The sequence below is a fragment of the Rossellomorea sp. ABR4_012 genome (genome assembly GCF_056159545.1).
This window is the reverse complement of the sequence record NZ_JBSWVK010000001.1, coordinates 1601979-1627264: the sequence shown is the minus strand read 5'-3', so window position 1 is coordinate 1627264 and position 25286 is coordinate 1601979. Positions and strand designations below refer to the sequence as shown.

Annotated in this window: 23 protein-coding genes, 1 other RNA gene and 1 other annotated feature; of the genes, 4 read left to right on the top strand and 20 right to left on the bottom strand. The window is 43.8% G+C overall.

What is annotated here, in order from left to right; all coding sequences use genetic code 11:
• Nucleotides 1-10: 10 nt before the first annotated feature.
• From ACXAFV_RS07895 to cymR, 4 genes are all read right to left on the bottom strand, one after another.
• Nucleotides 11-673, bottom strand: a complete 663-nt coding sequence (locus ACXAFV_RS07895; RefSeq protein WP_475125572.1) for a tetratricopeptide repeat protein — start codon at nucleotides 671-673, stop codon at nucleotides 11-13.
• A 164-nt stretch (nucleotides 674-837) separates the two neighbouring features.
• Entirely contained in the window at nucleotides 838-1953 is a 1116-nt protein-coding gene (gene mnmA, locus ACXAFV_RS07890) for a tRNA 2-thiouridine(34) synthase MnmA (protein WP_475125570.1), read from the bottom strand.
• A 46-nt stretch (nucleotides 1954-1999) separates the two neighbouring features.
• Complete coding sequence (locus tag ACXAFV_RS07885; protein ID WP_475125568.1) at nucleotides 2000-3142, bottom strand: cysteine desulfurase family protein; 1143 nt, start codon at nucleotides 3140-3142, stop codon at nucleotides 2000-2002.
• Between the two features lie 14 nt (nucleotides 3143-3156).
• A complete protein-coding gene (gene cymR / locus ACXAFV_RS07880) occupies nucleotides 3157-3576 on the bottom strand; it encodes a cysteine metabolism transcriptional regulator CymR (protein ID WP_175990924.1) in 420 nt (139 codons plus the stop codon).
• Nucleotides 3577-4160: 584 nt separating this feature from the next.
• Between cymR and ACXAFV_RS07875 the strand changes: the two genes are divergently transcribed.
• Nucleotides 4161-5435, top strand: coding sequence for a replication-associated recombination protein A (locus ACXAFV_RS07875; protein ID WP_475125566.1), 1275 nt, complete (start codon nucleotides 4161-4163; stop codon nucleotides 5433-5435).
• Between the two features lie 184 nt (nucleotides 5436-5619).
• Nucleotides 5620-6339 carry a protein-glutamine gamma-glutamyltransferase gene (locus ACXAFV_RS07870; RefSeq protein WP_475125565.1) on the top strand — a complete coding sequence of 240 codons (720 nt, stop codon included), beginning with the start codon at nucleotides 5620-5622 and terminating at the stop codon, nucleotides 6337-6339.
• Nucleotides 6340-6435: 96 nt separating this feature from the next.
• Here ACXAFV_RS07870 and ACXAFV_RS07865 read toward each other — a convergent pair whose 3' ends face one another.
• From ACXAFV_RS07865 to ACXAFV_RS07845, 5 genes are read right to left on the bottom strand one after another with little or no spacing between them, the layout of a single operon-like run.
• Entirely contained in the window at nucleotides 6436-7383 is a 948-nt protein-coding gene (locus ACXAFV_RS07865; RefSeq protein ID WP_475125564.1) for an ABC transporter permease, read from the bottom strand.
• Nucleotides 7376-8302 (bottom strand): ABC transporter ATP-binding protein, encoded by a 927-nt coding sequence (locus ACXAFV_RS07860; protein ID WP_475125563.1) that lies wholly within the window; start codon nucleotides 8300-8302, stop codon nucleotides 7376-7378. Before ACXAFV_RS07860 ends, ACXAFV_RS07865 begins: the two co-directional genes overlap by 8 nt.
• Complete coding sequence (locus tag ACXAFV_RS07855) at nucleotides 8299-9006, bottom strand: ABC transporter ATP-binding protein (protein ID WP_475125562.1); 708 nt, start codon at nucleotides 9004-9006, stop codon at nucleotides 8299-8301. Before ACXAFV_RS07855 ends, ACXAFV_RS07860 begins: the two co-directional genes overlap by 4 nt.
• A gap of 2 nt (nucleotides 9007-9008) precedes the next feature.
• The gene (locus tag ACXAFV_RS07850) at nucleotides 9009-9374 is read right to left on the bottom strand and encodes a GntR family transcriptional regulator (RefSeq protein ID WP_446243725.1); all 366 of its coding nucleotides are present in this window, start codon (nucleotides 9372-9374) and stop codon (nucleotides 9009-9011) included.
• Between the two features lie 3 nt (nucleotides 9375-9377).
• Nucleotides 9378-10157 carry a hypothetical protein gene (locus ACXAFV_RS07845; RefSeq protein ID WP_475125560.1) on the bottom strand — a complete coding sequence of 260 codons (780 nt, stop codon included), beginning with the start codon at nucleotides 10155-10157 and terminating at the stop codon, nucleotides 9378-9380.
• A gap of 148 nt (nucleotides 10158-10305) precedes the next feature.
• Between ACXAFV_RS07845 and ACXAFV_RS07840 the strand changes: the two genes are divergently transcribed.
• A complete protein-coding gene (locus ACXAFV_RS07840; RefSeq protein WP_475125559.1) occupies nucleotides 10306-10740 on the top strand; it encodes a hypothetical protein in 435 nt (144 codons plus the stop codon).
• A 52-nt stretch (nucleotides 10741-10792) separates the two neighbouring features.
• Here the strand turns inward: ACXAFV_RS07840 and ACXAFV_RS07835 are convergent, their stop codons facing one another.
• The 5 genes from ACXAFV_RS07835 to ACXAFV_RS07815 form a co-directional block, all read right to left on the bottom strand.
• The gene (locus ACXAFV_RS07835; RefSeq protein ID WP_475125558.1) at nucleotides 10793-11557 is read right to left on the bottom strand and encodes a tRNA threonylcarbamoyladenosine dehydratase; all 765 of its coding nucleotides are present in this window, start codon (nucleotides 11555-11557) and stop codon (nucleotides 10793-10795) included.
• A gap of 387 nt (nucleotides 11558-11944) precedes the next feature.
• Nucleotides 11945-12130, bottom strand: a non-coding RNA gene (gene ssrS, locus ACXAFV_RS07830) — 6S RNA.
• Between the two features lie 64 nt (nucleotides 12131-12194).
• A complete protein-coding gene (aspS, locus tag ACXAFV_RS07825) occupies nucleotides 12195-13967 on the bottom strand; it encodes an aspartate--tRNA ligase (RefSeq protein WP_475125556.1) in 1773 nt (590 codons plus the stop codon).
• A gap of 40 nt (nucleotides 13968-14007) precedes the next feature.
• Nucleotides 14008-15279, bottom strand: coding sequence for a histidine--tRNA ligase (gene hisS / locus ACXAFV_RS07820; protein WP_475125555.1), 1272 nt, complete (start codon nucleotides 15277-15279; stop codon nucleotides 14008-14010).
• Nucleotides 15280-15352: 73 nt separating this feature from the next.
• Nucleotides 15353-15582: a binding site (T-box leader), on the bottom strand.
• A gap of 75 nt (nucleotides 15583-15657) precedes the next feature.
• Nucleotides 15658-15834, bottom strand: coding sequence for an RNA polymerase subunit sigma-70 (locus tag ACXAFV_RS07815; protein WP_341985482.1), 177 nt, complete (start codon nucleotides 15832-15834; stop codon nucleotides 15658-15660).
• 181 nt (nucleotides 15835-16015) lie between these two features.
• Between ACXAFV_RS07815 and ACXAFV_RS07810 the strand changes: the two genes are divergently transcribed.
• Nucleotides 16016-17770, top strand: a complete 1755-nt coding sequence (locus ACXAFV_RS07810; RefSeq protein ID WP_475125553.1) for an SH3 domain-containing protein — start codon at nucleotides 16016-16018, stop codon at nucleotides 17768-17770.
• 66 nt (nucleotides 17771-17836) lie between these two features.
• On the opposite strand, the gene dtd is transcribed toward ACXAFV_RS07810, so the two are convergent.
• The 6 genes from dtd to ACXAFV_RS07780 all read right to left on the bottom strand — a co-directional run bounded on the left by dtd (nucleotide 17837) and on the right by ACXAFV_RS07780 (nucleotide 25269).
• Entirely contained in the window at nucleotides 17837-18277 is a 441-nt protein-coding gene (gene dtd, locus ACXAFV_RS07805) for a D-aminoacyl-tRNA deacylase (protein ID WP_475125551.1), read from the bottom strand.
• A 15-nt stretch (nucleotides 18278-18292) separates the two neighbouring features.
• Nucleotides 18293-20482, bottom strand: a complete 2190-nt coding sequence (locus ACXAFV_RS07800) for a RelA/SpoT family protein (protein WP_475125550.1) — start codon at nucleotides 20480-20482, stop codon at nucleotides 18293-18295.
• A 536-nt stretch (nucleotides 20483-21018) separates the two neighbouring features.
• Nucleotides 21019-21531, bottom strand: coding sequence for an adenine phosphoribosyltransferase (locus ACXAFV_RS07795; RefSeq protein WP_446243735.1), 513 nt, complete (start codon nucleotides 21529-21531; stop codon nucleotides 21019-21021).
• Nucleotides 21522-23888, bottom strand: a complete 2367-nt coding sequence (recJ, locus tag ACXAFV_RS07790) for a single-stranded-DNA-specific exonuclease RecJ (protein WP_475125548.1) — start codon at nucleotides 23886-23888, stop codon at nucleotides 21522-21524. The genes ACXAFV_RS07795 and recJ overlap by 10 nt, the downstream gene beginning before the upstream one ends.
• Nucleotides 23889-23995: 107 nt before the next feature.
• Nucleotides 23996-24331 carry a LapA family protein gene (locus tag ACXAFV_RS07785; RefSeq protein ID WP_475125547.1) on the bottom strand — a complete coding sequence of 112 codons (336 nt, stop codon included), beginning with the start codon at nucleotides 24329-24331 and terminating at the stop codon, nucleotides 23996-23998.
• A gap of 11 nt (nucleotides 24332-24342) precedes the next feature.
• On the bottom strand, nucleotides 24343-25269 hold the full coding sequence (locus ACXAFV_RS07780) for a cation diffusion facilitator family transporter (protein ID WP_475125546.1): 927 nt from the start codon (nucleotides 25267-25269) through the stop codon (nucleotides 24343-24345).
• Between the last annotated feature and the right edge of the window lie 17 nt (nucleotides 25270-25286).

Below are 25286 nucleotides of genomic sequence, written 5' to 3'. Positions count from 1 at the left end.
AACCCCCTAACTATTCGTTCTTCATTTTCTCGATCATTTTGATTCCGTATCCTGCAAGCATGTGATCAGGCTGAATTTCCACTGCTTTATTAAAATACTCCAATGCTATGTCGGCATCATCTTTAAACCCTGCGTAAGCCACTCCAAGGTTGTAGTATGCGTCAGCATGTTCAGGATCCTTTTCGATCACCTTTGAAAGCTGCACGATTGATTCCTCGTAGGCTTCTGCCTGCGCAAGGCTCAAGCCCAACTGAAAGCGGGCTTCAATGTCTTCTTCATTCAGTTCTACACTTCTTTGCAGGTAAGGCACGGCAAATTTAGGCTGTTCAAGGTTGACAAGGCTCACACCAAGCATGAAGTACACATCGGCATTTTCCATTCCCTTTTGGACCGATTTTTCAAATTGATTCTTGGCCGAATCATAATCTCCTTCATTAAAGAACAAATTCCCCAATGAATAATATGCTGCCGCCGCATTTTCATCTACAGCGATCGCTCTCTCAAAGAATGATTTTGCTTTGTCGCCGTCCCCTACCGACATGAGGACATTACCGAAGTTGATGTAACCGACCGGATCTTTCGGATTCTCTTCGATGGCTTCCGTGAATAGCTTGACGGCATCCTCCAGTTTCCCTTCCTGTAATAATTCAATTCCTTTTAAGTTTTTGTCCATTTTTAGCACCTCTATTATGTAATCATTTATGGCTTCATTCATTTTCGTAATTGTACTCAGTATACCACAGAGCAGCCAAGCAAAAAGAGCGTAAAAGAAAGGACTGAGATGAAGGAATTTTCCACTCGCTTCTTCACAGTCCTTATTTCATTCATAACCGGTCATCATCCGACGTAGGTCAATTTTTTCTCATCTTTAAAAATGGTATCGATCGTTCCGCCGCCGAGGCATTCATCACCATCATAAAAGACGACTGCTTGCCCCGGAGTCACCGCACGGAGAGGTTCATCAAAGATCACTTTGACTCCTCCATTTTCAAGTGGTATGACCGTAACGGAATTGTCTGCCTGACGGTAACGGAATTTAGCCGTGCATTTGAATTCAGATGGCTTTTCTCTATTGGATGTCCAGTGCACATCAGCTGCAAGAATCGAATCAGAATACAATGCAGGATTTTCAAATCCTTGGCCGACATACAGTACATTTCGTTCCAGATCTTTTCCGATGGCGAACCATGGATCTCCGGCACCGCCGATACCGAGGCCATGGCGCTGGCCGATCGTATAATACATCAAGCCATCATGTTTCCCCATGACTTTGCCGTCCATCGTCTCCATATTCCCCGGCTGCGCAGGCAGGTAATTGCTTAAGAAGTCCTTGAAATTCCGTTCACCGATAAAGCATATTCCGGTACTGTCTTTTTTGGAAGCCGTAGCAAGCCCTGCTTCTTTTGCGATTTCGCGCACCTTCTTTTTATCAATTCCGCCAAGCGGGAACATGACTTTCTCAAGCTGTTCCTGTCCAAGTTGATTGAGGAAGTAGGTTTGATCTTTATTGTTGTCGACACCGCGGAGCATTTTATATTCTCCGTCGCGGTACTCAACCTGAGCATAGTGCCCCGTAGCAAGGTAATCGGCACCAAGCTTCATGGCATGCTCGAGGAATGCCTTGAATTTGATTTCTTTGTTGCACATTACATCTGGATTTGGCGTTCTTCCAGCTTTGTATTCATCAAGGAAATAGGTGAATACCTTATCCCAATATTGTTTCTCGAAATTGACAGCGTAGTAAGGGATTCCGATTTGATTGCATACTCGAATGACATCGTTGTAGTCTTCTGTAGCGGTGCATACACCATTTTCATCTGTGTCATCCCAGTTTTTCATGAAGATGCCGATGACTTCGTAACCTTGCTCTTTCAGTAGAAGAGCCGCTACAGATGAATCCACACCGCCGGACATCCCGACGACCACCCTTGTATCCTTTGGGTCCTTTTTCATTTACGCCACCTCCTTAATTACTTTACTCTTTCTATCTATTCAAGGCTTAAGAAACCAGCCTTTTTACCACCTTGGCAACTTCGTTTGCAGTATGCACGATTTGTGCTTCTGTATTCCCGAGCCCGAAGCTGAACCGGATTGAGTTCTTGGATCTTTCTGAGTCTGTTCCAAACATGGCAACCAATACATGCGAAGGTTCGATGGAACCTGCTGTACAGGCTGATCCGCTTGAAACGGCAATGCCCGACATATCAAGATTCATCAGCATCGATTCAACATCTGTTCCAGGAAAGCTTAAGTTTAGCACATGGGGTAATCCGTGCTCAAGAGATCCGTTCTCAGCGAGTTCAACATTTTGTTCCATTAACGTCTTTCTAAATAGACTCTTGAAGCCTTCGTACATGTCATGCTTATCTTTCCAGGAATTCTGAGCAATCTCCACTGCTTTCCCCAAGCCGGCAATGGCCGGAACATTTTCTGTCCCTGCACGTCTCTTTCGTTCCTGCTCTCCTCCGAAAGAGCCGGGCATAAGATTCACTTTCTTATGGCAGTATAGGAAACCGACTCCTTTAGGGCCATTGATTTTGTGACCTGAAACGGATAACATATCGACTCCAAGTTCGCTCACATCCATATCCAACAATCCAAATGCCTGTACAGCATCTGTATGAAAATATGCACCATGATCTTTCAAAACCTTCCCAATTTCCTGAATGGGTTGAATCGTCCCAACTTCATTATTCCCATACATAACCGTGACCAAAATGGTGTCCGGGCGCAGTGCACGTTCTATATCTTGCAGTGAGACCCTGCCTGTTTCATCAACTGGCAGGTATGTTACTTCGAATCCTTGTTCTTCGAGATGCTTACATGTATGGAGAACAGCATGATGCTCGATTTGGGTTGTAATAATATGCTTCCCTTTAGACTTGTTTGCATGTGCCGTACCGATTATGGCTAAATTATCCGCTTCTGTTCCACCGCTTGTAAAAATGATATCATTATAATCCGCATTCAGACTGTTGGCGATTTTTGTACGGGCCTGATCTACAAGATGACGGGCGAAACGACCAAAGGAATGAATGCTTGATGGGTTCCCGAATGTCTCCTTCATGACAGATGACATTTCTTCTATTACATCAGGATGCATAGGTGAGGTAGCGGCATGATCCATGTATATTCTATCCATCTTCAGTACACCTCCTAGATATAAAACATATAAGCATCGGATTCGCCATCATCTGAATGGCTGGCTAAATCTTCAATCGTTGTATTATCCAATACATCCTTAACTGCATCACGGATACGAATCCATAACTCACGCTTCGCAGGCTCTTCATCTTCAATTCCTTCTACAGGACTGATCGGCCCCTCGAGAATACGGATGATATCCCCGGCTGTGATTTCAGATGGTTCATGACCAAGTACATAGCCGCCATATGCTCCGCGGATGCTTCTCACAAGTCCGCCGTTCCTAAGGGGGGCCACGAGCTGTTCAAGATAGTGTTCCGAAAGTTCATGCTGCTGAGCAATTGTCTTGAGAGAAGTCGGTCCTTCTCCGTGACGTTTCGCCAATTCAATCATAATCGTCAAGCCATAACGGCCCTTAGTAGAAATCTTCATATTCCTGCACCTCTTAAATTCTTTTAGTTAGCTGATAGTGGTAATTATTATAAGTGGTCCGTTCCTTTTCGCTGCAGGCACTTGCTTTCCGCGGGGAGGAAGTCAAGCCTCCTCGGCGTTCCGCCTGTGGGGTCTCGACTTTTCCTCTATTTCTCGTCGGAGTCAAGTGCCTTCCGCTCCAATCCACTCTGTGTTTCTTATAAATTGTGTAAAATACTTTCTAGACATTCAGGGGTATAACCTTACTTTATCAGTATGGCTCCATTTAACTTTGTTATTGTATCTAACTGGTTCCAGCTGTTGATTGGAGTGGGGGACGTAGACTCCTGCGGGAAAAGCGAGACCCCACAGGAGCTTAAGCGACGAGGAGGCTCACCGCTCGCCCGCGGAAAGCGAAGTCTTCCACGGAAATCAACAGCGGTATTTGATAGAATTATCCGTATTAACCCTAGTTATTATAGCATATCCGATCATGTGCTGTGAAAAGGATCGTTTGATTCCTTTGCAGACGGAATCATTTCCTATTAAACATGGCCTGTGATAAAGTAAGAGTACTCGAGAACACCAGTTTGGAGAGATATGATATGGCTATTAAACCACTTGCCTTTAAAATGAGGCCGAGAACAATAGATGAGATCATCGGACAGCAGCATTTAGTGGGAGAAGGAAAAATCATCGATCGGATGGTAAAAGCCAAACAGCTTTCTTCCATGATTTTATACGGCCCGCCCGGAATCGGTAAAACATCGATTGCAAGTGCGATTGCCGGCAGTACGAAATATAGATTCAAAACGTTGAACGCCGTTACAAATAATAAAAAGGATATACAAATCGTCGCGGAAGAAGCCAAGATGTCGGGGAAAGTGATCCTGCTGCTCGACGAAGTCCATCGTCTTGATAAAGGAAAGCAGGATTTTCTGCTTCCCTATCTTGAAAATGGGATGATTACTCTGATCGGTGCAACAACCAGCAATCCGTATCATGCCATAAATCCCGCTATCAGAAGCAGATGCCAGATTTTCGAACTGAAGCCCCTTACTGTTGATGAAATGAAAACCGCCATCCATAGGGCGATCGAAGATAAAGAGCGCGGACTGGGGGACTACTACCTTGACATATCCGATGAAGCCGTCCAACACTTCGCAAGCAGCAGCAACGGTGATGTGAGAAGCTCCCTGAACGCATTAGAGCTGGCAGTCTTATCCACATCACCCGATGCGGATGGCACGATACACATCGATGTCGGAATTGCAGAGGAATGTCTGCAAAAGAAAAGCTTTTCCCACGATAAAGACGGCGATGCACATTATGACGTATTGAGCGCTTTTCAGAAATCGATAAGGGGCAGCGATGTGAATGCCGCCCTTCATTATTTAGGGAGATTGGTGGAAGCGGGTGATTTACCGAGCATTGCACGACGATTGCTCGTCATCGCCTATGAAGATATCGGCCTTGCCAACCCTGCAGCAGGTTCACGTACTCTTGCGGCAGTCGAAACGGCTGAAAAAATCGGGTTTCCCGAAGCGCGGATACCTTTGGCCAATGCAATCATCGAACTCTGCCTGTCTCCAAAATCCAATTCGGCCATCCTCGCTATCGACGGTGCCTTGGCAGATATCCGGAAAGGGAAAAGCGGGGAAGTTCCCGATCATCTGAAAGATGCCCATTACAAAGGGGCAAGTGAAATGGGCAGAGGGATAGAGTATAAATACCCTCATGACTACGAATCAGGCTGGGTGCCGCAAACCTATCTGCCCGACCGGTTAAAAAATACCCGTTACTACACCCCTAAATCGACCGGGAAGTTTGAGCAGGCCATCGCCGGGGTTTATGAAAAGATCAATAAACAGATGAAATAGAGTCTTTGAGCCATACCCTCATGATAGGGTCTGGCTCTCTTAATATTCGAAAAAAATTAGTTTTGCCAATAACTGCTTTCGTGCCTGCGATTGCATCACTCACTCTCCCCTCTGCCCTTTCAAAAAAGTTCCCCCTCGGGCATCCATCACATACACTGATAAAAAGTCCGCGGAGGTCATGCCGATGATTATACTGAAAGACGGCTCTTCCACCAGCAGCTTAAAAGGGTTGTCTCCTGCAGAATCCATGATCCTGAATGCAATTGAAAAAAGCAAAATCCGCTATGAATATAATAACCTGAAAGAGCTTGCGTTTGAATTAAAGGTAAGAGAACGAATCATCATGAACAGCAGATTGTTGAACAGCAGTGCGGCGACGTTTACCACCTTTCCCAATTCTTCGTTCAATCCTTACTACTGGATAAAAACGATGAACGGCTATAGATTACGGGCAGGAAGGCGTCCTTCCGCTGCGATAAAGGATGTATTTGAAAATTCTTACCTGTATAGTTTTGAATGTGTGACAACCGTCGTCCTGATTTATTATAAATCCATTCTCGATATGATAAGCCCGGAATATTTCGATCGTCTGTATTCACCGATGCTCATTTGGGGACATAACTTCAACGACGCCATGCATATGGTGACATACGAAGGGATCGACTATATACCGGGAGACGTGTATTACTTCTCCAATCCGGATTATGAAGACCCGATCTGGATGGGGGAGAATGCCGTCTTCCTGGAGAAGGACCAATACTTCGGGCACGGGATAGGAATCGTCACGCACGATAAAATGATTGAGGCACTGAATACATTGCGAAGAATGAATGCAACAAGATCTGCATTTTTATTAAACCAGACTACCAGACTTGATTTCTCAGAACTATATAAGTACTCATAAAAAAATGACGGTCTTTATCTAGACCGTCATTTTTGAGTATGACTTAGCAGCCTTCAACAGGCTCACAATATTATTCAGACAAACCTATCCGCTTTTCTAAGCTGCTACATCCCGCTTCCTGAACACGAAGAACGCAAGAAGCTGAAAGACGGCAAAGTAAATGATCAGCATCGTGATGGAGAACCCCATCGTCATCCCTTCTACAAGTGGTTGACTGAAGCCTGTATACTGAGTCAAATCGGTATTGGCAAACAGGCTGTATTTTGCCCAGTCAAACTTCATGGCAAGTAATCCCGTTGCATTCGCTCCCATGAACAAGAGGAATAAAGAGATTCCAATTGCAAGTGAAGAGCTTCTGAAAACAGTCGAAATCATGAAGGCCATCGTGGCCATCATTGTCACATCAATCGATTTCAATAAATAGGTTTTGATCAGGTATCCAACAATATTCTGCTCGACCACTTCACCATCTATATAAGCCAGGTGAACAGATTGGCCTGTTCCTCCGAAAAGAATCAAACCTACGAGGAATGAGACAGCGAAAAGAATTCCAAGCAGTGTCGCCCCATAAAGGATGACCGTTATATATTTTGATAGCAAAACCTTTGTCCTTGATATCGGGCGGATCAATAACAGCTTGATCGTCCCCCATGAAAATTCACCTGCAACGATACCAGCTGCCACGATGATCGCAAATAACCCGACGAGCGTCACGGCAAAACCATTTGTTTCTACAAAGGTCCATACCGTTTCTTTCGAATTTGGTGCTATATCGTTTTCGATTCTATATTCATTGAGGGCAATATTTTGTTCGATCATGCTTTTACTGAATTTATTCATTCCCTCTTGGGATAGAGCTTGTTTATCCCCCTCGATCTGCATGGATAGCTCCTGTTTCCAGTTATCAGACTCTTTCACTTTTGAATCCTCATATTTCTCAAATGCGCCAACTATTCCAATGACCAAGATCAACAGGCCGAGCATGACGTAGGTGCCTACCCGCTTAAATATTTTCATCCATTCGTTCTTTATCAGATTAAGCATGCAAGACCTCTCCCTTCTCATTTGTGATTTCCAGGAAGCGGTCCTCTAATGATTTCGCAACCTGCATAACGCTGAATATTTCCACTTCGTTCTCCACGAATGCTTTAATCAGCAGGGGAACCTGTTCTTTTGTAATGCCTGTTTGAAGCTTGTTATTTTTCACTTCGAATACAAGAGTAGGGTTGAAGGAGTTCATGACACTCCGAGCCTTCTCCTCATCATTCACTTCAATTTGATAGACGAGCTCCTTCCCGTCCACAAAATCACGCACAGTCTGAACATCGACAAGCTTCCCTTTTTGGATGATCCCGATACGGTCACACATCATTTCCATTTCAGAAAGCAAGTGACTTGATACAATGACAGCCATTCCTTCCTCTTGTGCCAGCTTTCTAATGTAGGCACGAATTTCACGGATACCGGCTGGATCCAATCCATTGGTAGGCTCATCAAGAATAAGGATTTTCGGTTTATGCAGCAGGCACTGAGCAAGCCCCAGACGCTGTCTCATCCCAAGGGAATACGTCTTGACTTTGTCATGAATCCGATCAAATAAACCGACCAATTCGACTACTTCCTTGATTCTTTCTTCCGTTATCCCTTTTTGCATGCGGGCAAAATGCTGCAGATTTTTATATCCAGACATGAACTTATAAAGCTCTGGGTTTTCAACAATCGCTCCCACTGAAGCAATGGCACCTTCAAAGTCTTTTTTAATGCTTTTGCCCGAGATAAGAACATCTCCTTCAGTGATACTCATCAATCCCACGATCATTCTGATGGTCGTCGTTTTCCCCGCTCCATTCGGTCCAAGGAATCCAAACACTTCTCCCTCATACACATTAAAAGACAGGTCATCTATGATCTTTTTACCCTTGATGACTTTTGACACATTTTGTAATTTAACAATTGTATTCATTCTTCTCTTCTCCCTCCAGCCGTCATTTTCTTCAACCATTGAAGCACTGATAATCCCTCTTCTTCCCTCAGCCTCTCCACTTCGCAATGACCTTCGATCTTTCCATTATGAATTATATAGGCTTCATCCAGGATTGCTTCGATTTCATCAATCTCGTGTGTAGCAATGATGACCGTCTGATTTCCAAAATCCACGTACGATATCAGGCTCTTCACAATCGAATCCCTGACCATCGGATCTAATCCAGAAAACGGTTCATCCAAAAGAAGCACCTCTGTATTACGTGACAGGGTCAGAATAAGTTTCAATCTTCCACGATTTCCCTTTGATAAATGTTTAATTTTTTTATTTTTATCCAAATCCATGAATCCGGTCAGATCATACGCCTTTTTCAAATCAAAATCTGAGAACTGAGAAGCATAGAAGGAAATCATCCCCTCAACGGTGAAAGCTTCGTAGAACATATCCAGTTCAGTCAAATAAGCCACTTTGTCCGCTATTTTCCTGGTTACTTCATGTTCGTTCACTGTCACTGTCCCGCTGCTCGGGATAACCAGGCCTGCAATCATCTTTAATGTCGTTGATTTACCGCTCCCATTCGGGCCCAGTAATCCGTATATCTTCCCTTTATCAAACTGAATCGTAGTGTTTTGAAGTGCCGTCCCATGACCGTATTTTTTTGTCACCTCTTGAAACCGGATCACGCCTATTCCCCCTCTCCATACTTTTCAAGGCTTTCGATCATTTGTTTCTGCGATAGACCGAGTTCTTTCATGTTGCGGATGAATTGCTCCACCACTTCCCTTTGAACTTTCTCATTCAGCACAGATAGAATCTCCTGATTTTCCGTTACAAATGTTCCCTGCCCTCTCCTTGTCTCCACGATATCCATCCTTTCTAATTCGCTGTACGTACGTTGAATGGTATTCGGATTTACCCCTGATTGAATCGCCATCTCCCTGACGGAGGGAAGCTTATCTCCAGGATTCAATTCATTTCTGACGATTTCCCGGATGATGCGGTCTGCTATTTGTACGTATATCGGTTTTGATGCTGTATATTCTTCTGTCATTCCTTACACCTCTACTTTACGGTCTAATAACCAGCAGGAAATGATAAATAAAGTAATCATGACAAGTCCTTCAAAAGCAAAGGGAAGGATAGGAAACGGGATGACTTCACTATAAAACCCTGCCTCTGCAGTTCCCTGCCCGGCTGTAAACGCAAAGCCTGACGGTACATCGATCGTCCAGACTTCAAAAAGATTCTGCACCCATCCGACACTCATCAAGATTGCTGTACTGCTCTGATAGACAATGATGAATACCAAGATGAACAGCCATCTAATGTTTTTAATCGCCGGGAATTTCCCCAGTGCGTGGTAAAAAGTCCAAAAAAAGAAGGTCCAAATGGAAAAGTTAAACGCAGCAACAGTGATTCCAAGATTAAAAAGAATTCCTTCTTTAAACGGCCAATACGAAAAGAAGTTCTCAGCATCCGGCAGTCCCGCAATACTGATGACCCCAAGAATATCAACCAATAAGAAAGACAATGTTGAGTAAATGAAGGCAATAATCAATTTCGGAGCGATCAGCTTAAAACCGCTTTGTGGACTATGCAGCCACAGCTGTGTCTTACCTTCCACCCTGAGCATGGAGAAAAGGATAACCGGCATGACGGCCAGATGGAAGACCCCGAGCATAATGACAAACACAATCACAACAGTCGGTTCCCCTGTCACTCTGCCGAGTATCATCCCCAATGCGTAAATAAATAAGATAATGGCGAGCCATCCGTAAAACCAAATTTTTGATGTTTTCATATCCTTCCACAGAAGTCCTTTAAATGCGCTCATATCCGACTCTCCCTAAAGCGTTTTAGTGTTCTAGTTAGATAGTACACTATAACACGTTCAAGAGTCAATCCATTTTACATAAAATGGGTTCATTTATTTTAACTGTTGTGTAAAGCTATAAAAAAGAGTTTATACAGGGAGGGATATCATGAATTCTTCAAAAAAAAGCTGGACAGATTCAGAAGACAAGCTGTTAATGAACACCGTGCACTCATACTTGGACCGGGGACTTCCGAAGAAGGAAGCGTTCAAGGAAGTGGCTGCAAAAATAAACCGTTCAGCTGCCACCTGCTCCCATCGTTATTATGCTATAAGGAAAACACAACCATCAGAGGTGAACGACTCCCTAATCACACTGCAGGATTGCATCCAATTTCTAAACGACACGCAGCAGCCGGAAACCCTAAGACAAGAAAATGAGTCGTTGAAAAAAGATAAGAGGGAGCTTCTCCAAGTTCAAAAACATTTAAAGGACAGATATATTACACTCATGGGGAAACACGAGAAGCTGCAACAATTGCTGTCGATCATCAAAGAAGCCGAAAATTATGAGGAGCCTTCTTCTGCACCGGTCATTCATTAAGCTCCTTCACAAAAAAGAAGACCCGTCTTTTTTCCAGACGGGTCTTCCTCTTTTATTTATCTTTCACTCTTTTGATTTCAATATCTTTTAACAATTGATTCATTACATGGCTTGCTGCAATTAACCCTGCCACCGAAGGGACAAAAGCATTCGAAGACGGCGGAAGCTGAGCTTTCCTGATCTTAGCATCGTCCTTTCCTACTTCCTTCCTCACATCTTCTCGGATGACAATCGGACTCTCATCAGAGAATACAACGGTTACACCTTTCTTGATTCCTTCTTTCTTCAAACGTGTCCGGATGACCTTTGCAATCGGATCCGTATGCGTTTTACTGATATCGGCAATCTGGAAACGGGTAGGATCTGTTTTATTTGCGGCACCCATACTTGAGATCAAAGGAATATCCCTCTTGAGACATTCTTTCATTAAATGTATTTTATAAGAAATCGTGTCGGATGCATCAATCACATAATCCAATCCGTAACTGAAGAACTCTTCATACGTTTCTTCCGTATAGAACATCTTCAGTGAAATCACTTCACACTCTGGGTTTATATCTTTAATGCGATCGCGCATCAAATCGGCTTTGGGCTTGCCTACTGTAGAGAGCAGCGCATGAATCTGACGGTTTACATTTGTGATGTCCACATCATCTTTATCCACTAATAAAAGACGTCCTACACCTGAACGTGCCAATGCTTCTGCTGCAAAGGATCCCACTCCGCCGATTCCGAGCACAGCAACTGTACTGTTCTTCAGCGTATTGAGGCCTTCCTTTCCGATCGCTAATTCATTTCTTGAAAACTGGTGTAGCAATTCAATCAACTCCATTATAAGTATTCGACTAGGTTTATACTGAATTAGAATAAAGGATAGCAGGGGGAAAATCAACTTGAAATCTTTTCTGCCGTTTGTTTTTCTAAGAGTCTTTATCTTTAAAACTTAGACCGTTCCTTTCCGCTGCAGGCATTTGCTTTCCGCGGGGAGGAAGTCGAGCCTCCTCGGCGTACCGCCTGCGGGGTCTCGACTTTTCCTCTATTTCCCGTCGGAGTCAAATGCCTTCCGCTCCAATCCACTCTGTGTTTTCAAAGAGGTAAGCAACAACCTACTTGGATAAAGCTTTTTATATTAATGGTCCAACAAAAAAACCAGGCTTTGAACCAGCCTGGTTTTATTCAAATATGATTTTTTTAATAGAAGTAAACAAGTCCCAATCGTGCCGTCGCTGCGATTCCTTCGTTTTGAACCCGCTCTCGGCAGGTGGGTGCTTTGCTCTGCTAGTTGTTAGTCCTCGTTGAGGCATGAACGCGTAACAGAAACGACAAGCTCCCAAAGTTATAAGTGTTCGGTCAAAACTATCAGGGTTAACGTCGTACACATCAGGACTCGTTTGTGATTGTTTAAATCATACCATAAGAATTTTGAATTTTCAATGAACTGACCTTAGTAAATTTTACTCATTCTCAACGTCAAGGGACAAAGATAATTCTTTTAATTGAGCTGCACTGACACCGCCAGGCGCTTCTGTCAACAAGCAGCTTGCACTTGCTGTTTTAGGGAAGGCAATGGTGTCGCGTAAATTCGTACGACCGGCAAGGAGCATAACAACACGGTCCAATCCCAGAGCGATTCCGCCATGTGGAGGTGTACCGTATTCGAAAGCTTCCAATAGGAATCCGAATTGCTCCTGAGCTTCTTCCTTAGAGAAACCTAGTACGTTGAACATCTTCTCCTGGATGTCGCGTTCGTAAATACGAAGCGATCCCCCTCCAAGTTCATATCCGTTGAGGACTAGGTCATATGCTTCAGCACGTACTTCTGCAGGATTAGAATTGAACTTTTCGATATCTTCACGGACTGGCATTGTAAATGGATGATGTGCTGCGTAATAACGGTTCTCTTCTTCATCGAATTCAAGGAGCGGCCAATCCGTCACCCATAAGAAATTGAACTTACTCTCATCAATCAGTTTAAGCTCTTTTCCTAATTTCAAACGCAAAGCACCCAATGCGTCAGCAACGACTGATTTTTTATCAGCTACGAATAGAAGCAAGTCTCCAGCTTCGGCCTGAGCTGCAGCTGATAGTTGAGAGGCATCTTCGTCGGTCACAAATTTTGAAATCGGACCTTTCAATCCTTCTTCTTCTACTTTCAGCCATGCAAGTCCTTTTGCACCGTAACGAGAAACGAATTCAGTCAATGCATCTATATCTTTACGTGAATACTCAGATGCAGCTCCTTTCACATTGATCAGCTTTACTTGACCGCCGGACCCGACAGCACCGGAGAAGACTTTGAAACCGGAATCCTTCACGATTTCCGATACATCGATGAGTTCCATCGCGAATCGTGTATCTGGCTTATCCGAACCATAACGGCTCATGGCGTCATCATACGTCATGCGCGGAAATGGTGTTTCGATATTAATGCCTTTTGCGTCATTCATAAGCTTTTTCATCATATCTTCGACCAGGGCCAAGATTTCATCCAGCTCCATGAAGCTCATTTCCATATCAATCTGAGTAAATTCCGGCTGGCGGTCTGCTCGAAGGTCCTCATCACGGAAACAGCGTACAATTTGATAATAGCGGTCGAACCCGGAAACCATCAGCAATTGTTTGAAGATCTGCGGTGATTGAGGCAGAGCATAGAACTCTCCCGGATGTACACGGCTTGGCACTAAATAATCACGCGCGCCTTCTGGAGTACTTTTTGTCAGAATCGGCGTTTCGATATCCAAGAAGCCATTATTATTTAAAAATGTACGGAACGATGTCGTTACATTGTGGCGCATTTTAAGGGTGTCGGCCACAGCAGAGCGTCGAAGATCGATATAGCGGTATTTCAAACGGACATCTTCCGACACTTCCATTTGGTCATCAATCATGAATGGAGGAGTTTTCGCTTCATTTATGATTTCCACCTTATCAACCTGGATTTCGACTTTACCGGTCTTTAAATTAGGATTGACTGTTCCTTCTCCTCTTTCTACTACCGTACCGGTAATACTTAACACATATTCATTGCGGATTTTCTCTGCAAGAGCAAGGGCTTCTTCTGAGAGATCCGGATTGAAAACAGCCTGCACAATCCCTTCTCTATCCCTAAGATCGATGAAAATCAATCCGCCGAGGTCTCTTCTCTTTTGAACCCATCCTTTGATGGTCACTTTTTGACCAATGAATGATTCTGTTATTTCACCGCAGTATGCTGTTCTTTTTGTCATCTCGTTCTCCTCCTTGATGAAATTCTCCATCTTTTTTCCACTAGGATAATTTTCCTTTAATCGTATCGACAAACTGGTCAAGATTGACTTCTTCTTGTTCTCCGGTCGCCATATCTTTTAAATTAATCTTGTTTTCCTTCAGCTCGTCGTCTCCGATGACCGCGACATACTTGGCCTGATGACGGTCTGCTGCTTTGAACTGGGCTTTCAGCTTCCGGTCAAGATAATCCTTCTCGGAAGAAATACCTTCTTTTCTTACCGTGTGAAGAAGCTTCACTGCATAATCTTTGGCCTCTTCACCAAGAGACACGATAAAGAGGTCTATTCCCTCTTCGATTGGAAGTTCGACTCCTTCTGCATCCAAAGCGGACAACAGTCTTTCAATACTGAATGCAAAGCCGATACCGGGTGTTTCAGGTCCTCCAATCTCTTGAACAAGACCGTTATAACGCCCGCCTCCGCAAAGCGTCGTGATCGCTCCGAAACCTTCCGCATTGCTCATTATTTCAAAGGCCGTGTGATTATAATAATCCAGCCCTCTTACGAGAGTCGGATCCACTTCGAACTCTACATCCATGTCTTTCAGGTAGCGCTGGACTTTTTCAAAGTAATCCTTCGATTCATCATTTAAATATTCAAGGATTGATGGGGCCGTAGACATCAATTCGTGATCGCGGTCTTTCTTGCAATCCAATATTCGTAATGGGTTTTTCTCCAGTCTGTTCTGGCAGTCTCCGCAGAATTCGTTGATTCTTGGCTTAAAGTGATTGATAAGAGCCTCTCTGTGCGCATTTCGGCTTCCCGAATCACCGAGGCTGTTGATGACCAGCTTTAACTGTTTCAAACCTAGTTCTTTGTAAATGCTCATTGCAAGGGAAAGGACTTCCGCATCGATAGCCGGATCCTCGCTCCCGAGTGCTTCGACTCCGAATTGAACGAACTGGCGGTATCGTCCAGCCTGAGGACGTTCGTACCGGAACATGGGTCCTGAATAATACAGTTTCACCGGCTGACTCGGATTCCCAAACATCTTATTGCCGACAAAAGATCTTACGACAGATGCCGTTCCTTCAGGACGAAGGGCAAGACTTCTCCCTCCCCTGTCTTCGAACATATACATTTCTTTTTGAACAATATCCGTCGTATCCCCTACGCCTCTTGTAAAAAGTTCGCTCGATTCGAAGACCGGTGTGCGAATTTCTTTATATTGATAGGCATGACATAGATTTTTCGCCACTTCCTCTACGTACTGCCACTTTTCCACATCCCCAGGCAATATATCCTGTGTACCTCTTGGTATTTGAATGGACAAGTTGAATTCCTCCTTCAATGAAACTAACTAATTTATGTAAATAAAAAAAGCCCTCGATCCCTTGTCATAAAAAACAAGGGACGAGAGCTGTTATTCCCGTGGTGCCACCCTAATTGAGATCAATAAAGACCTCCACTCAGCCAGTTAACGCCTGGTACGTTCATCTCCTACTAGTATAACGTTCAGAGCGAAACCTTCCCGAGTGTTCATTCACTAAGGCACTTTGCAGAATGCTTTCAGCCGCGGCATTTCCTCTCTTATCCAAGTGTTTGCTTAGTTACTGTTCTCGATCATCGGTTTTAAATATAAAATGTTATTTTATTTCTATAATGATACGTATGGCATAAGTTCATGTCAAGAGGCTGAATGAATTTTTTCTCAGGATCTTTCCATTTTCTTTTTCAATAATTTGACTTCCCTTAAGGAAAGCCCAAATTCAGAGGCGAGTTCAACATTCATCGCATCTTTCTCCCGCTCTACAAAATGATGAAAATTCACTCCGAATAACTGATTCTCCCCATTGGCACTCATAAAGTTTTTATCACTGGACCTCATGCAGACCATCCTTTCCAACATTCATATCTACTATCATTTCCAATTACCCAAATTTCTATCGTCATGGAGGAATTTTAATTTTTTTATCGTATTAAACGGTAATGGGAATTTTCATCGGATGAAATAAAAGTTCCTGAAAAATCTCCGATAATAAAGGAGTAAGAAAAATCAACAGAAGGTGGTGAAGGCAATTAAAAAAGTCACAGCAGTCATCCTGGCATTATTATTAATTTTCCCTTTTCAGCCGTTGACGGAATCCTACGTCCATGCCGACGAAGGAAGAGTGTCCATCAGTACGGCAACGCTTAATGTCCGTACAGGACCTGGCCTCAGTTATCCAGTCTTGACACAAGTACATAGAAATCAGACGTTCCGTATTGTTGAGACGAAGAATGACTGGTACAAGATCTCCACAGACAAAGGAGAAGGCTGGGTGGCAAATTGGCTCGTCACCCGTGAATCAATATCATCTGACGAAACCGGGCAACAGGGAACTGTAAGTACCAATGGACTGCGGTTAAGAAAAGGCCCGAGCACGTCCGAGGCGGTCGTCTCAGTTTTAAATAAAGGGGACAAGGTTACGATCTCCGAATCGAGCGGCAGCTGGCTGTCCGTGCAATCGGGGAATGTGAGCGGATGGGTCCATAAGGATTACGTGAATCTGAGCGAACGTTCAAGTACACCTGTTTCTCCTTCTAAAAAACAGGAAGCGAAGCAGGGCGTGATTACCACAGGCACGTTAAACGTCAGAAAATCACCTTCACTTGGGAGTCCCATTGCTGGTGCTGTCCACAGAGGCAATACAGTATCGATCACCGGCAGTGTCTCCGGCTGGTATGAGATTCAATTTGGAAATACGAAAGCCTGGATTTCAGATAATTATATTGAAATATCCAGCACTTCGGCTGATGCTCCTTCCACTTCGGAGAGCTTCACAGGAATGATAACCGTAAATTCATTAAATGTTAGAAGTGAGGCTTCTTTAAACGGGAATATCATCGGCAAGGTCAATAAAGGAGAGAAGTACCCTATATTGTCAGAGCGAAATAATTGGTTTCAGATCAAACTCTCCGGCGGTAAATCTGGTTGGATTGCCGGTTGGTTTGTGCAAAAAACGGTAGCCGAAGAACAGAAAAAAGCAACCTCTTCAGCACAGCCTTCAGGTGAGAAGGTAACCATCCTTCATAACGGGACCAATATCAGAAGCAGTGCCGATGTTCAGTCTGAAGTCGTCCGACGGGCGAACAGCGGAGAAACCTTCTCTGTCACAGAAAAAAAAGGAGACTGGTATGAAATCAAATTGGAGGATGGAACGATCGCTTATGTTGCAGGATGGATCGTATCTATACGATCGGGGAATGGTTCTGAGACCACTCCTTCCAGGAACACAAGCGGAGGGATAAAAGACAAAGTCATCATTATTGACCCAGGACATGGTGGCCGTGACAGCGGTACGATCGGTACGAGGGGGACGCTTGAAAAGCTGATTACAATGAAAACCGGACAGCTTCTGGCAGATAAGCTTAGAAGCGCGGGTGCAGAAGTCGTCCTCACTAGGAAAAACGATGAATATGTGTCACTTCCTTCGCGCGTATCACTGTCACATTATTATGAATCGGATGCGTTTATCTCCATCCACTTCGACAGTATTTATGACAGCAGTGTCGCCGGCCATACTACCTTTTATAATAAAAGCTATCAAAAAGATCTGGCGTATGATGTGCACGAAAGCCTTGCAAGCAGACTGCCATCAAGAGACCGCGGAGTCCGCACTGGGGACTATCATGTCATCCGCGAAAACAAACAAGCTGCCATCCTGCTCGAATTAGGATTTTTAAGCAATCCGGCTGAAGAAGCGAATATGACTTCTCATTATTATCAAGATTTGGCTGCAACAGCGATCTATCATGGGCTGAATGATTATTTCTCTAATTGATAGGTCCTGAGCACATTAAACTAACAATGAAAAAGCTGCCCCATATGAGGCAGCTTTTTCATTAGATTATTTACTTTCCAGGATCAGCGTGACAGGTCCGTCGTTTGTCAATTTGACATCCATCATTTCCCCGAACACACCTGTTTCCACCTTAACACCTTTTACTTCCAACAGTTGATTGAAATGTTCATAAAGAGGGAGTGCATGACCGGGCTTTGCTGCATCCATGAAATTCGGTCTTCTTCCTTTTCGGCAGTCACCATATAATGTGAATTGAGAAATTGATAAGATTTCACCCTTTACATCCAGCAGGGAATGATTCATCTTTCCGTCCTCATCTTCAAATACCCTCAGATTCACCACTTTATCTGCTATATAGCGGGCGTCTTCTTCTTTATCTTCATGGGTGATGCCTACAAGCAGAACAAAGCCTGACTGAATCTGTCCAGTCACTTCTCCCCCGACAGTCACAGAGGCTTCTTTACATCTCTGCAGAACGACTTTCATGAAAGAAAACCTCCCCTAGTTCATAATTCTGCGTACAGCGTATACATCAGATATTTGTTTAATTCTCTCCACAACCCTGTGAAGGTGGGAGATATTCTGTATCGAAATAGACATATTGATGGTTGCCATTTTATTTCGATCCGATCTACCGCTGACAGCAGTAATATTTGTCTTCGTTTCATTTACCACTTGCAGTACTTCATTTAAGAGACCTCTGCGGTCATAGCCTGATATTTCAATATCGACATTATATTCTTTCCGATCCTGGCCGTCACCTTCCCATGAAACCGGAATGAGGCGCTGTTCAACTTCTTCCGTCTGGACATTCGTACAATCTGCCCGGTGTACGGAAACTCCGCGGCCTTTTGTAATAAACCCGACAATTTCATCCCCGGGCACAGGACTGCAGCAACGCGATAACCTAATAAGCAGGTTGTCGATTCCCTTCACTTGTACCCCGGCATCCTTTTTCCGTTTAACAGGCTGAGCATTCAATTCTTTCATGGTTTCTTCGAGCTTATCTTCCTGTTCACGTTTCTTACGGTCTTTCTCTGTCAGGCGATTAGCAATTTGGGCTGCCGTGATGCCATTGTAGCCGACTGCGGCATACATATCATCTTCATTCGAGAAGTTGAACTTCTCTGACACACGCTGGATGTTTTCTGCAGTTAGGATTTCCTTCAAATCAAAGTCCTGATTTTTAATTTCTTTTTCAACCAGATCGCGGCCTTTTTCAATGTTTTCTTCTCTTCTCTGCTTTTTAAAGAATTGTTTTATCTTATTCTTGGCCTGTGAAGTCTGAGCTAGCTTCAACCAGTCCTGACTAGGTCCATATGAATGTTTGGACGTAAGAATTTCAATGATGTCACCCGTCTTTAATTTATAATCAAGTGTCACCATTTTCCCATTCACTTTTGCGCCGATCGTTTTATTTCCGATTTCCGAGTGGATGCGGTAGGAAAAGTCGATTGGAACTGATCCAGACGGTAACTCGAGAACATCCCCTTTTGGCGTGAACACAAACACCATATCGGAAAAAAGGTCAATCTTAAGAGACTCCATGAATTCCTCAGCATTGGCCGATTCATTCTGGAACTCCAGAATTTCCCTGAACCACGAAAGTTTCTTTTCGAATGAAACTTTATCATCGAGACTTTTCCCTTCTTTATAAGCCCAATGTGCCGCTACCCCGTACTCTGCGATTTCATGCATCTCAAGCGTCCTGATCTGTACTTCGAGAGGATCTCCCTTAGGTCCGATGACGGTCGTATGAAGAGATTGATACATATTCGGTTTGGGCATGGCGATATAATCCTTGAACCTGCCAGGCATCGGTTTCCAACATGTATGGATGATCCCAAGTACCGCGTAACAATCTTTGATGCTGTCTACAACGATCCTGACGGCCAGAAGATCATAAATTTCATTGAACTGCTTATTTTGAAGAGCCATCTTCCGGTAGATGCTGTATATATGTTTCGGGCGTCCTGAAATTTCCGCTTCGATTTGTACATCACCAAGGCGGTCCTTCACTTCATTCACTACATCATCCAGATACTCTTCACGTTCCGCACGCTTTTTCTTCATTAAATTGACGATCCGGTAGTATTGCTGAGGGTTTAAATACCTCAGGGAAGTATCTTCAAGCTCCCATTTGATTTTTGAAATCCCCAATCGATGGGCAAGGGGAGCGAAGATTTCCAGTGTCTCATTCGCGATTCTTCTTTGTTTTTCCTGAGGCAGATGCTTCAGCGTCCTCATATTATGCAGACGGTCGGCAAGCTTGATCAAGATGACCCTGATATCCTGAGCCATTGCAACAAACATTTTCCGGTGATTTTCAGCTTGCTGTTCTTCCTGGGATTTATATTTGATCTTACCAAGCTTTGTAACCCCATCTACGAGCATGGCCACTTCTGCGTTGAATGCCTCTTCGATCTCGGGCAGTGAGATGTCGGTATCTTCCACCACATCATGAAGAAACCCGGCAGCGACAGTGGACGGATCCATTTCCAGGTCTGCCAAGATTCCGGCAACTTGAATGGGGTGAATGATATACGGTTCACCGGATTTCCGGTATTGTTCCTTATGAGCTTCCTTGGCAAAATCGTACGCTTTCTGTACCATTTGCACGTGCTCATCATTCAGATATTCTTTTGTTCTATCGATAACCTGTTCAGGGGTTAGTACTTGATCTTTGGACATGATCAAAATCACCTTTATATTTAAAAATTTTCAGTGCTGTTTCAATTTTAATGATTGTTACTATTATCAAAAAAAATTAAGGTTCTGTAAAGGGTTTAGGGTAAAATTCTCAGATTTCATCAAAGTTTGTCGAAATGAGTCGATAGATTAACTTTCTAATTAGTATTAAATAGTCTTTCTAATACCGCTGTTGATTTCCGTGCAAAACTTCGCTTTCCGCGGGCGTTTGGTGAGCCTCCTCGTCGCTTCGCTCCTGCGGGGTCTCACCTTACGCGCTTTTCCCGCAGGAGTCTTCGTCTTGCACTCCAATCAACAGCTGGAAAGACTAAATATCGAAGTTCTCATAAACTTAGCTGAATTTAGAGTGTACCTATCCACATTTTTATCTGTGTGATAAAAGCATAGACTTTAACAATCTTATTTTTGAAAACAATTCATTAAATTACCATATATAAAAAAGGGCTGACATTTCGCAATGCCAGTCCCTTATGGATTCGTTTATTGTAGTATTGACCTTGTTGAAAGAATGTAAACGATTAGTATTGCATTAGTGTAAGGACGTCATATCCTTCAAGTTTATCACGGCCGTCGAGGTATGTGAGTTCAATGAGGAATGCACATCCTGCCACGATGCCGCCCAGTTCTTCTACAAGCTTGATGGTAGCTTCGATTGTACCGCCTGTTGCAAGGAGGTCATCCGTGATAAGTACCCGCTGACCTGGTTTGATTGCATCTTTATGAATCGTCAGTGCATCTTTGCCATATTCCAATCCATACTCTTTTTTGATCGTTTCACGAGGCAGTTTACCTGGTTTGCGTACCGGTGCAAAACCTACACCCAATGCATACGCTACTGGACAACCGATAATGAATCCTCTTGCTTCAGGACCCACTACTAGGTCTATTTCTTTTTCCTTGGCGTATTCTACAATTTGGTCTGTAGCATATCTATAGGCATCACCATTGTCCATGAGTGTGGTGATATCTTTAAATTTAATTCCTTCTTTAGGCCAGTTTTCAACGATTGTAACATATTGTTTTAAGTCCATGCTTCTACTTCCTCCTCAAATGTAACGGACTCTTTTATCCTCTCATTAAACCAAGCCTTCAACTCGTTGTAAGAAGAATATAACAACTCGTTTTCAAGTTCGTATTGCTGCTGTTTCTTCTGATACGCCGGGGACTCTGATAAGTCTTTCTTGGTTTTAACGGGATTAAGAGAAATAAATCCATTGTCTATTGTAACAAACTTCAATTCAAAAAACACCTGTGACATGAAATCTATTGTTTCTTTCGACCATCCTTTATATTTTGCAAGATCATCGCCGTGCTTGTTTAAATCGAATGAACCTCGCTTTGTGAGAAAGGCATAGTACCATTTGAAATGATCGCGGGTCGGCATCGTACTGAAGAAATGATCTTCATCCTGAAAGAAATGAGCGTAAATGCGGTGCGGCTGCCCTTTTCCAACGATGGCTTTCACCAACTCCTTAGATGCAGGCATATCCAGGAAAACGATGCTTGCACCGTCTGTAGATACATCACTGAGTGATTCAGCACCTTCTACTAGAAGAACATCCTCCCGATCTCTCATATTCAGCTTTTCAAGGGTGGTTGAATGAAAACAAAAGATCTTTTTGTTTTCTTCCGGAACAAGCTTTTCCCATTTATCGACCTGTCTGATACCGCGCACATCAAAGAGCTGCCATTGGTCGATTTTAATATCATGCAGGAAGATCTGGGGTTTTTTCCGATTATTCCACTCATTGATCGATAATTCACCAATGATAGAAGCACCCGAAAACGGGGTGATATGGTCAGCGAGTTCCCCAAGTCCAAAACCGACTCCATCCAATTTATTGTTCTCATCCCCAAGTACTACTTTTAAATGATTTTGATTGGACCCGATTTTTTTGTAGTGTTCAATCGAAACATTTTCGATTACCCACTTTGGTTTTGGATTCTGCATCCCAAACGGAGCAAGAAGTGATAGCTTCTCAATCGATTCAATTGTGATTTCTTCCATTTTGACTGCTGCATCCATTACCGTGACTGGGATAAAGTCTTCTTCCGTCAATTCACTCCCGGCTATTTCATTGAGTCTATTCCTTAGCTCACCTACGTGATCGAGCTCCAATGTCATACCGGCCGCCATCGGATGTCCGCCAAAATGCGGCAGGATATCACGGCATTCCGATAAGCTCTTGAATAAATCAAAGCCGACAATGCTTCTGGCTGATCCTTTTGCCATTCCTTTTTCAGAATCAAAGCTCAGCACAATGGTAGGACGATAGAATTTATCTACCAATCTTGATGCCACGATGCCGACTACTCCTGAGTTCCATCCCTCTTTGCCAATCACGAGAACAGAGTTGTCATCCAGAGGAAAATCGTTCTCCACCATTTCTATCGCTTCTTGGGTCATCGTGTTCACAATGGATTGTCTTTCCTTATTCAACGAATCGATTTCTTCAGCCAGTGCTTTCGCTTCTTCCTCATCTTCCGTCAACATGAGGTCCACTGCCGGATCTGCGTCGCCCAAACGTCCAACCGCATTGATGCGGGGAGCAATCATGAAGCCGATCGACTCCTCAGTCATTTCATGCTGATGGGAATTCGCCACTTTGCATAAAGCTTTTATGCCTTTTCGTTCCGTTACACGGAGTTTAGCAATCCCCCGCTTTGCAAGTATCCGATTTTCCCCGCGGAGGGGCACTAAATCAGCAATCGTCCCAATCGCAGCAAGATCAAGCAGATGAGCGGGAAGTTCACCATATAAAGCATGGGCCAGCTTGAAGGCTACCCCTACTCCTGCAAGGTCTTCGAACGGATACTCTGAGCCTTCTATCTTAGGATGGATGATGGAATGTGCTTCAGGCAGGACAGGACCCGGTTCATGATGGTCCGTAATGATCAAATCAATATCCAACTCTTTAGCTACTTGTGCTTCATGTACGGCTGATATTCCAGTGTCAACCGTGATGATCAGTGTAAATCCTTCATCCTTTGCCCAGCGGAATGCCGCTTCATTCGGACCGTATCCTTCGCTGAAGCGGTTTGGAATATAGAAATCCACATGGGCTCCGATATCACGCAGAACAGTCATCATCACCGATGTACTGCTCACTCCATCGGCATCATAATCACCGTATACAAGGATTCTCTCCTGATTATTTATCGCATCTTGAATGCGCCCGACCGCTTTTTTCATATCATTGAATAAAAATGGGTCATGGAAAGAATCGCCTTTATCAAACAAAAAATCCCGAGCTTCTTCTACATTCTTCAAGTCTCGGTTCAATAGTAATTTCGCTACAAGCGATGGTATTTTTAATTCTCTTTCAAGTTCTTCTATCTTCTGCTGGTCATTTTCTGCAATCATCCAGCGTGTTTTAGAATTTAACATACGTTCACTCCTCAGCCTTACTAATTATACAAAAATGAGGGAGGGGTTTCAATCTATCTTCCGTTCGAAAAGAAAACAAAAACCAGTGGCACATGCCACTGGTTTTGTTACTCACCGGTTTCACCTATTGAATCCGGTGCCTGCTTCTTCAGGGAAGTCTCTTTCTTTTTATCGGTATGCTTCTTTTCCGCCTGCTCCCTTAGAAGGAGATTCTCTTTTTCCAGCGCTTTGACTTTACGCTGCACAACATATAGCCGGAAAAGACCGACGGAGCCGATGATGATACCACCCATCAATACAGAGCCAAGAATAACGAGGATAAGCGGCCATTCAGACTGGCCGAATAAATAATTGACGGTTACCGGATCAACATTAATGACCGCAAAGACCGCAACGATCAGCGCAAAAGATATCCCCAAAAGTAATGTCCATTGAAATTTCATCCTATCTCCTCCTACATTAGATCAACCGAATCCTTGGATTCCCCTTCTGTTGGATTATATGGGTTGATGTGAACAAATACGTCATTTACATTTGATTCTTCCATGAGTTTCTGCTTCACGGCTTTCCCCACACGATGCCCGGCTTCGACTGTCATAAAGGGATCTACACTGATTTTCAAATCGATGATGACATAATGTCCATGCTCCCTCGCATGCAATTCGTTTATCTCTTTTACTTCGGGCACGGATTCAACGATTTTTCGTAATGGGATGATATCCTCTTCATGAAGGACATGATCCAGTGTATTATGTATGGATTCCTTGCCCAGATGCCAAGCCATTTTCAGCACGAGGAGCGCGACAAACAACCCTGCTACCGGATCTGCGTAAACCAGCCACCCAATCTCCAGCTTTCCGCCCAGAATGGAAGCTGAGATCCCGATGAGTGCAGCGATTGATGAAAACACATCTGAGCGGTGCTCGTATGCATTCACAATCAAGGCATCACTCTTTAACCTTTTACCCAAACGATATTTATATTGAAACATCGCTTCTTTTACTATAATCGAAAATATGACGGCATAAATCGCGATCATCCCAGGAGGGGTTAAAGGGTGTGAAAAAGATTCTATTGACGATTTCCCGATTTCAATGCCCACTAAAAATAATAAGACTGCGACAATGATCGCTGCAATCGATTCTGCCTTTCCATGACCATAGGGATGATCCTGATCTGGAGGCTGCTTTGCTGCACGCAGCCCAATATATACAGCCAGGGATCCCGCTACATCCGAAGCGGAATGTACGGCGTCCGCAATCAGTGCACGGCTGTTACCGGCTATTCCCGCTCCCCATTTTATGAGGGCAAGCAGTATATTCCCGACAATTCCAACCATAGCAGCGAACTCAGCTTTTTTAAAGCGATCTTCAGGATTCATGAAGTAACCTCCTTCCA

What these genes read in the sequence shown, in the direction of transcription:
- ACXAFV_RS07875 (WP_475125566.1), top strand. Translation starts at nt 4,161, where the DNA reads ATGGCTATTAAACCACTTGCCTTTAAAATGAGGCCGAGAACAATAGAT.
- ACXAFV_RS07800 (WP_475125550.1), bottom strand. Translation starts at nt 20,482, where the DNA reads ATGTCCAAAGATCAAGTACTAACCCCTGAACAGGTTATCGATAGAACA.
- ACXAFV_RS07885 (WP_475125568.1), bottom strand. Translation starts at nt 3,142, where the DNA reads ATGGATAGAATATACATGGATCATGCCGCTACCTCACCTATGCATCCT.
- ACXAFV_RS07815 (WP_341985482.1), bottom strand. Translation starts at nt 15,834, where the DNA reads ATGAGGTCCAGTGATAAAAACTTTATGAGTGCCAATGGGGAGAATCAG.
- mnmA (WP_475125570.1), bottom strand. Translation starts at nt 1,953, where the DNA reads ATGAAAAAGGACCCAAAGGATACAAGGGTGGTCGTCGGGATGTCCGGC.
- ACXAFV_RS07850 (WP_446243725.1), bottom strand. Translation starts at nt 9,374, where the DNA reads ATGACAGAAGAATATACAGCATCAAAACCGATATACGTACAAATAGCA.
- ACXAFV_RS07795 (WP_446243735.1), bottom strand. Translation starts at nt 21,531, where the DNA reads ATGGACTTAAAACAATATGTTACAATCGTTGAAAACTGGCCTAAAGAA.
- ACXAFV_RS07785 (WP_475125547.1), bottom strand. Translation starts at nt 24,331, where the DNA reads ATGAAATTTCAATGGACATTACTTTTGGGGATATCTTTTGCGCTGATC.
- ACXAFV_RS07840 (WP_475125559.1), top strand. Translation starts at nt 10,306, where the DNA reads ATGAATTCTTCAAAAAAAAGCTGGACAGATTCAGAAGACAAGCTGTTA.
- ACXAFV_RS07845 (WP_475125560.1), bottom strand. Translation starts at nt 10,157, where the DNA reads ATGAGCGCATTTAAAGGACTTCTGTGGAAGGATATGAAAACATCAAAA.
- recJ (WP_475125548.1), bottom strand. Translation starts at nt 23,888, where the DNA reads ATGTTAAATTCTAAAACACGCTGGATGATTGCAGAAAATGACCAGCAG.
- ACXAFV_RS07865 (WP_475125564.1), bottom strand. Translation starts at nt 7,383, where the DNA reads ATGCTTAATCTGATAAAGAACGAATGGATGAAAATATTTAAGCGGGTA.
- ACXAFV_RS07895 (WP_475125572.1), bottom strand. Translation starts at nt 673, where the DNA reads ATGGACAAAAACTTAAAAGGAATTGAATTATTACAGGAAGGGAAACTG.
- ACXAFV_RS07780 (WP_475125546.1), bottom strand. Translation starts at nt 25,269, where the DNA reads ATGAATCCTGAAGATCGCTTTAAAAAAGCTGAGTTCGCTGCTATGGTT.
- ACXAFV_RS07860 (WP_475125563.1), bottom strand. Translation starts at nt 8,302, where the DNA reads ATGAATACAATTGTTAAATTACAAAATGTGTCAAAAGTCATCAAGGGT.
- aspS (WP_475125556.1), bottom strand. Translation starts at nt 13,967, where the DNA reads ATGACAAAAAGAACAGCATACTGCGGTGAAATAACAGAATCATTCATT.
- dtd (WP_475125551.1), bottom strand. Translation starts at nt 18,277, where the DNA reads ATGAAAGTCGTTCTGCAGAGATGTAAAGAAGCCTCTGTGACTGTCGGG.
- ACXAFV_RS07870 (WP_475125565.1), top strand. Translation starts at nt 5,620, where the DNA reads ATGATTATACTGAAAGACGGCTCTTCCACCAGCAGCTTAAAAGGGTTG.
- cymR (WP_175990924.1), bottom strand. Translation starts at nt 3,576, where the DNA reads ATGAAGATTTCTACTAAGGGCCGTTATGGCTTGACGATTATGATTGAA.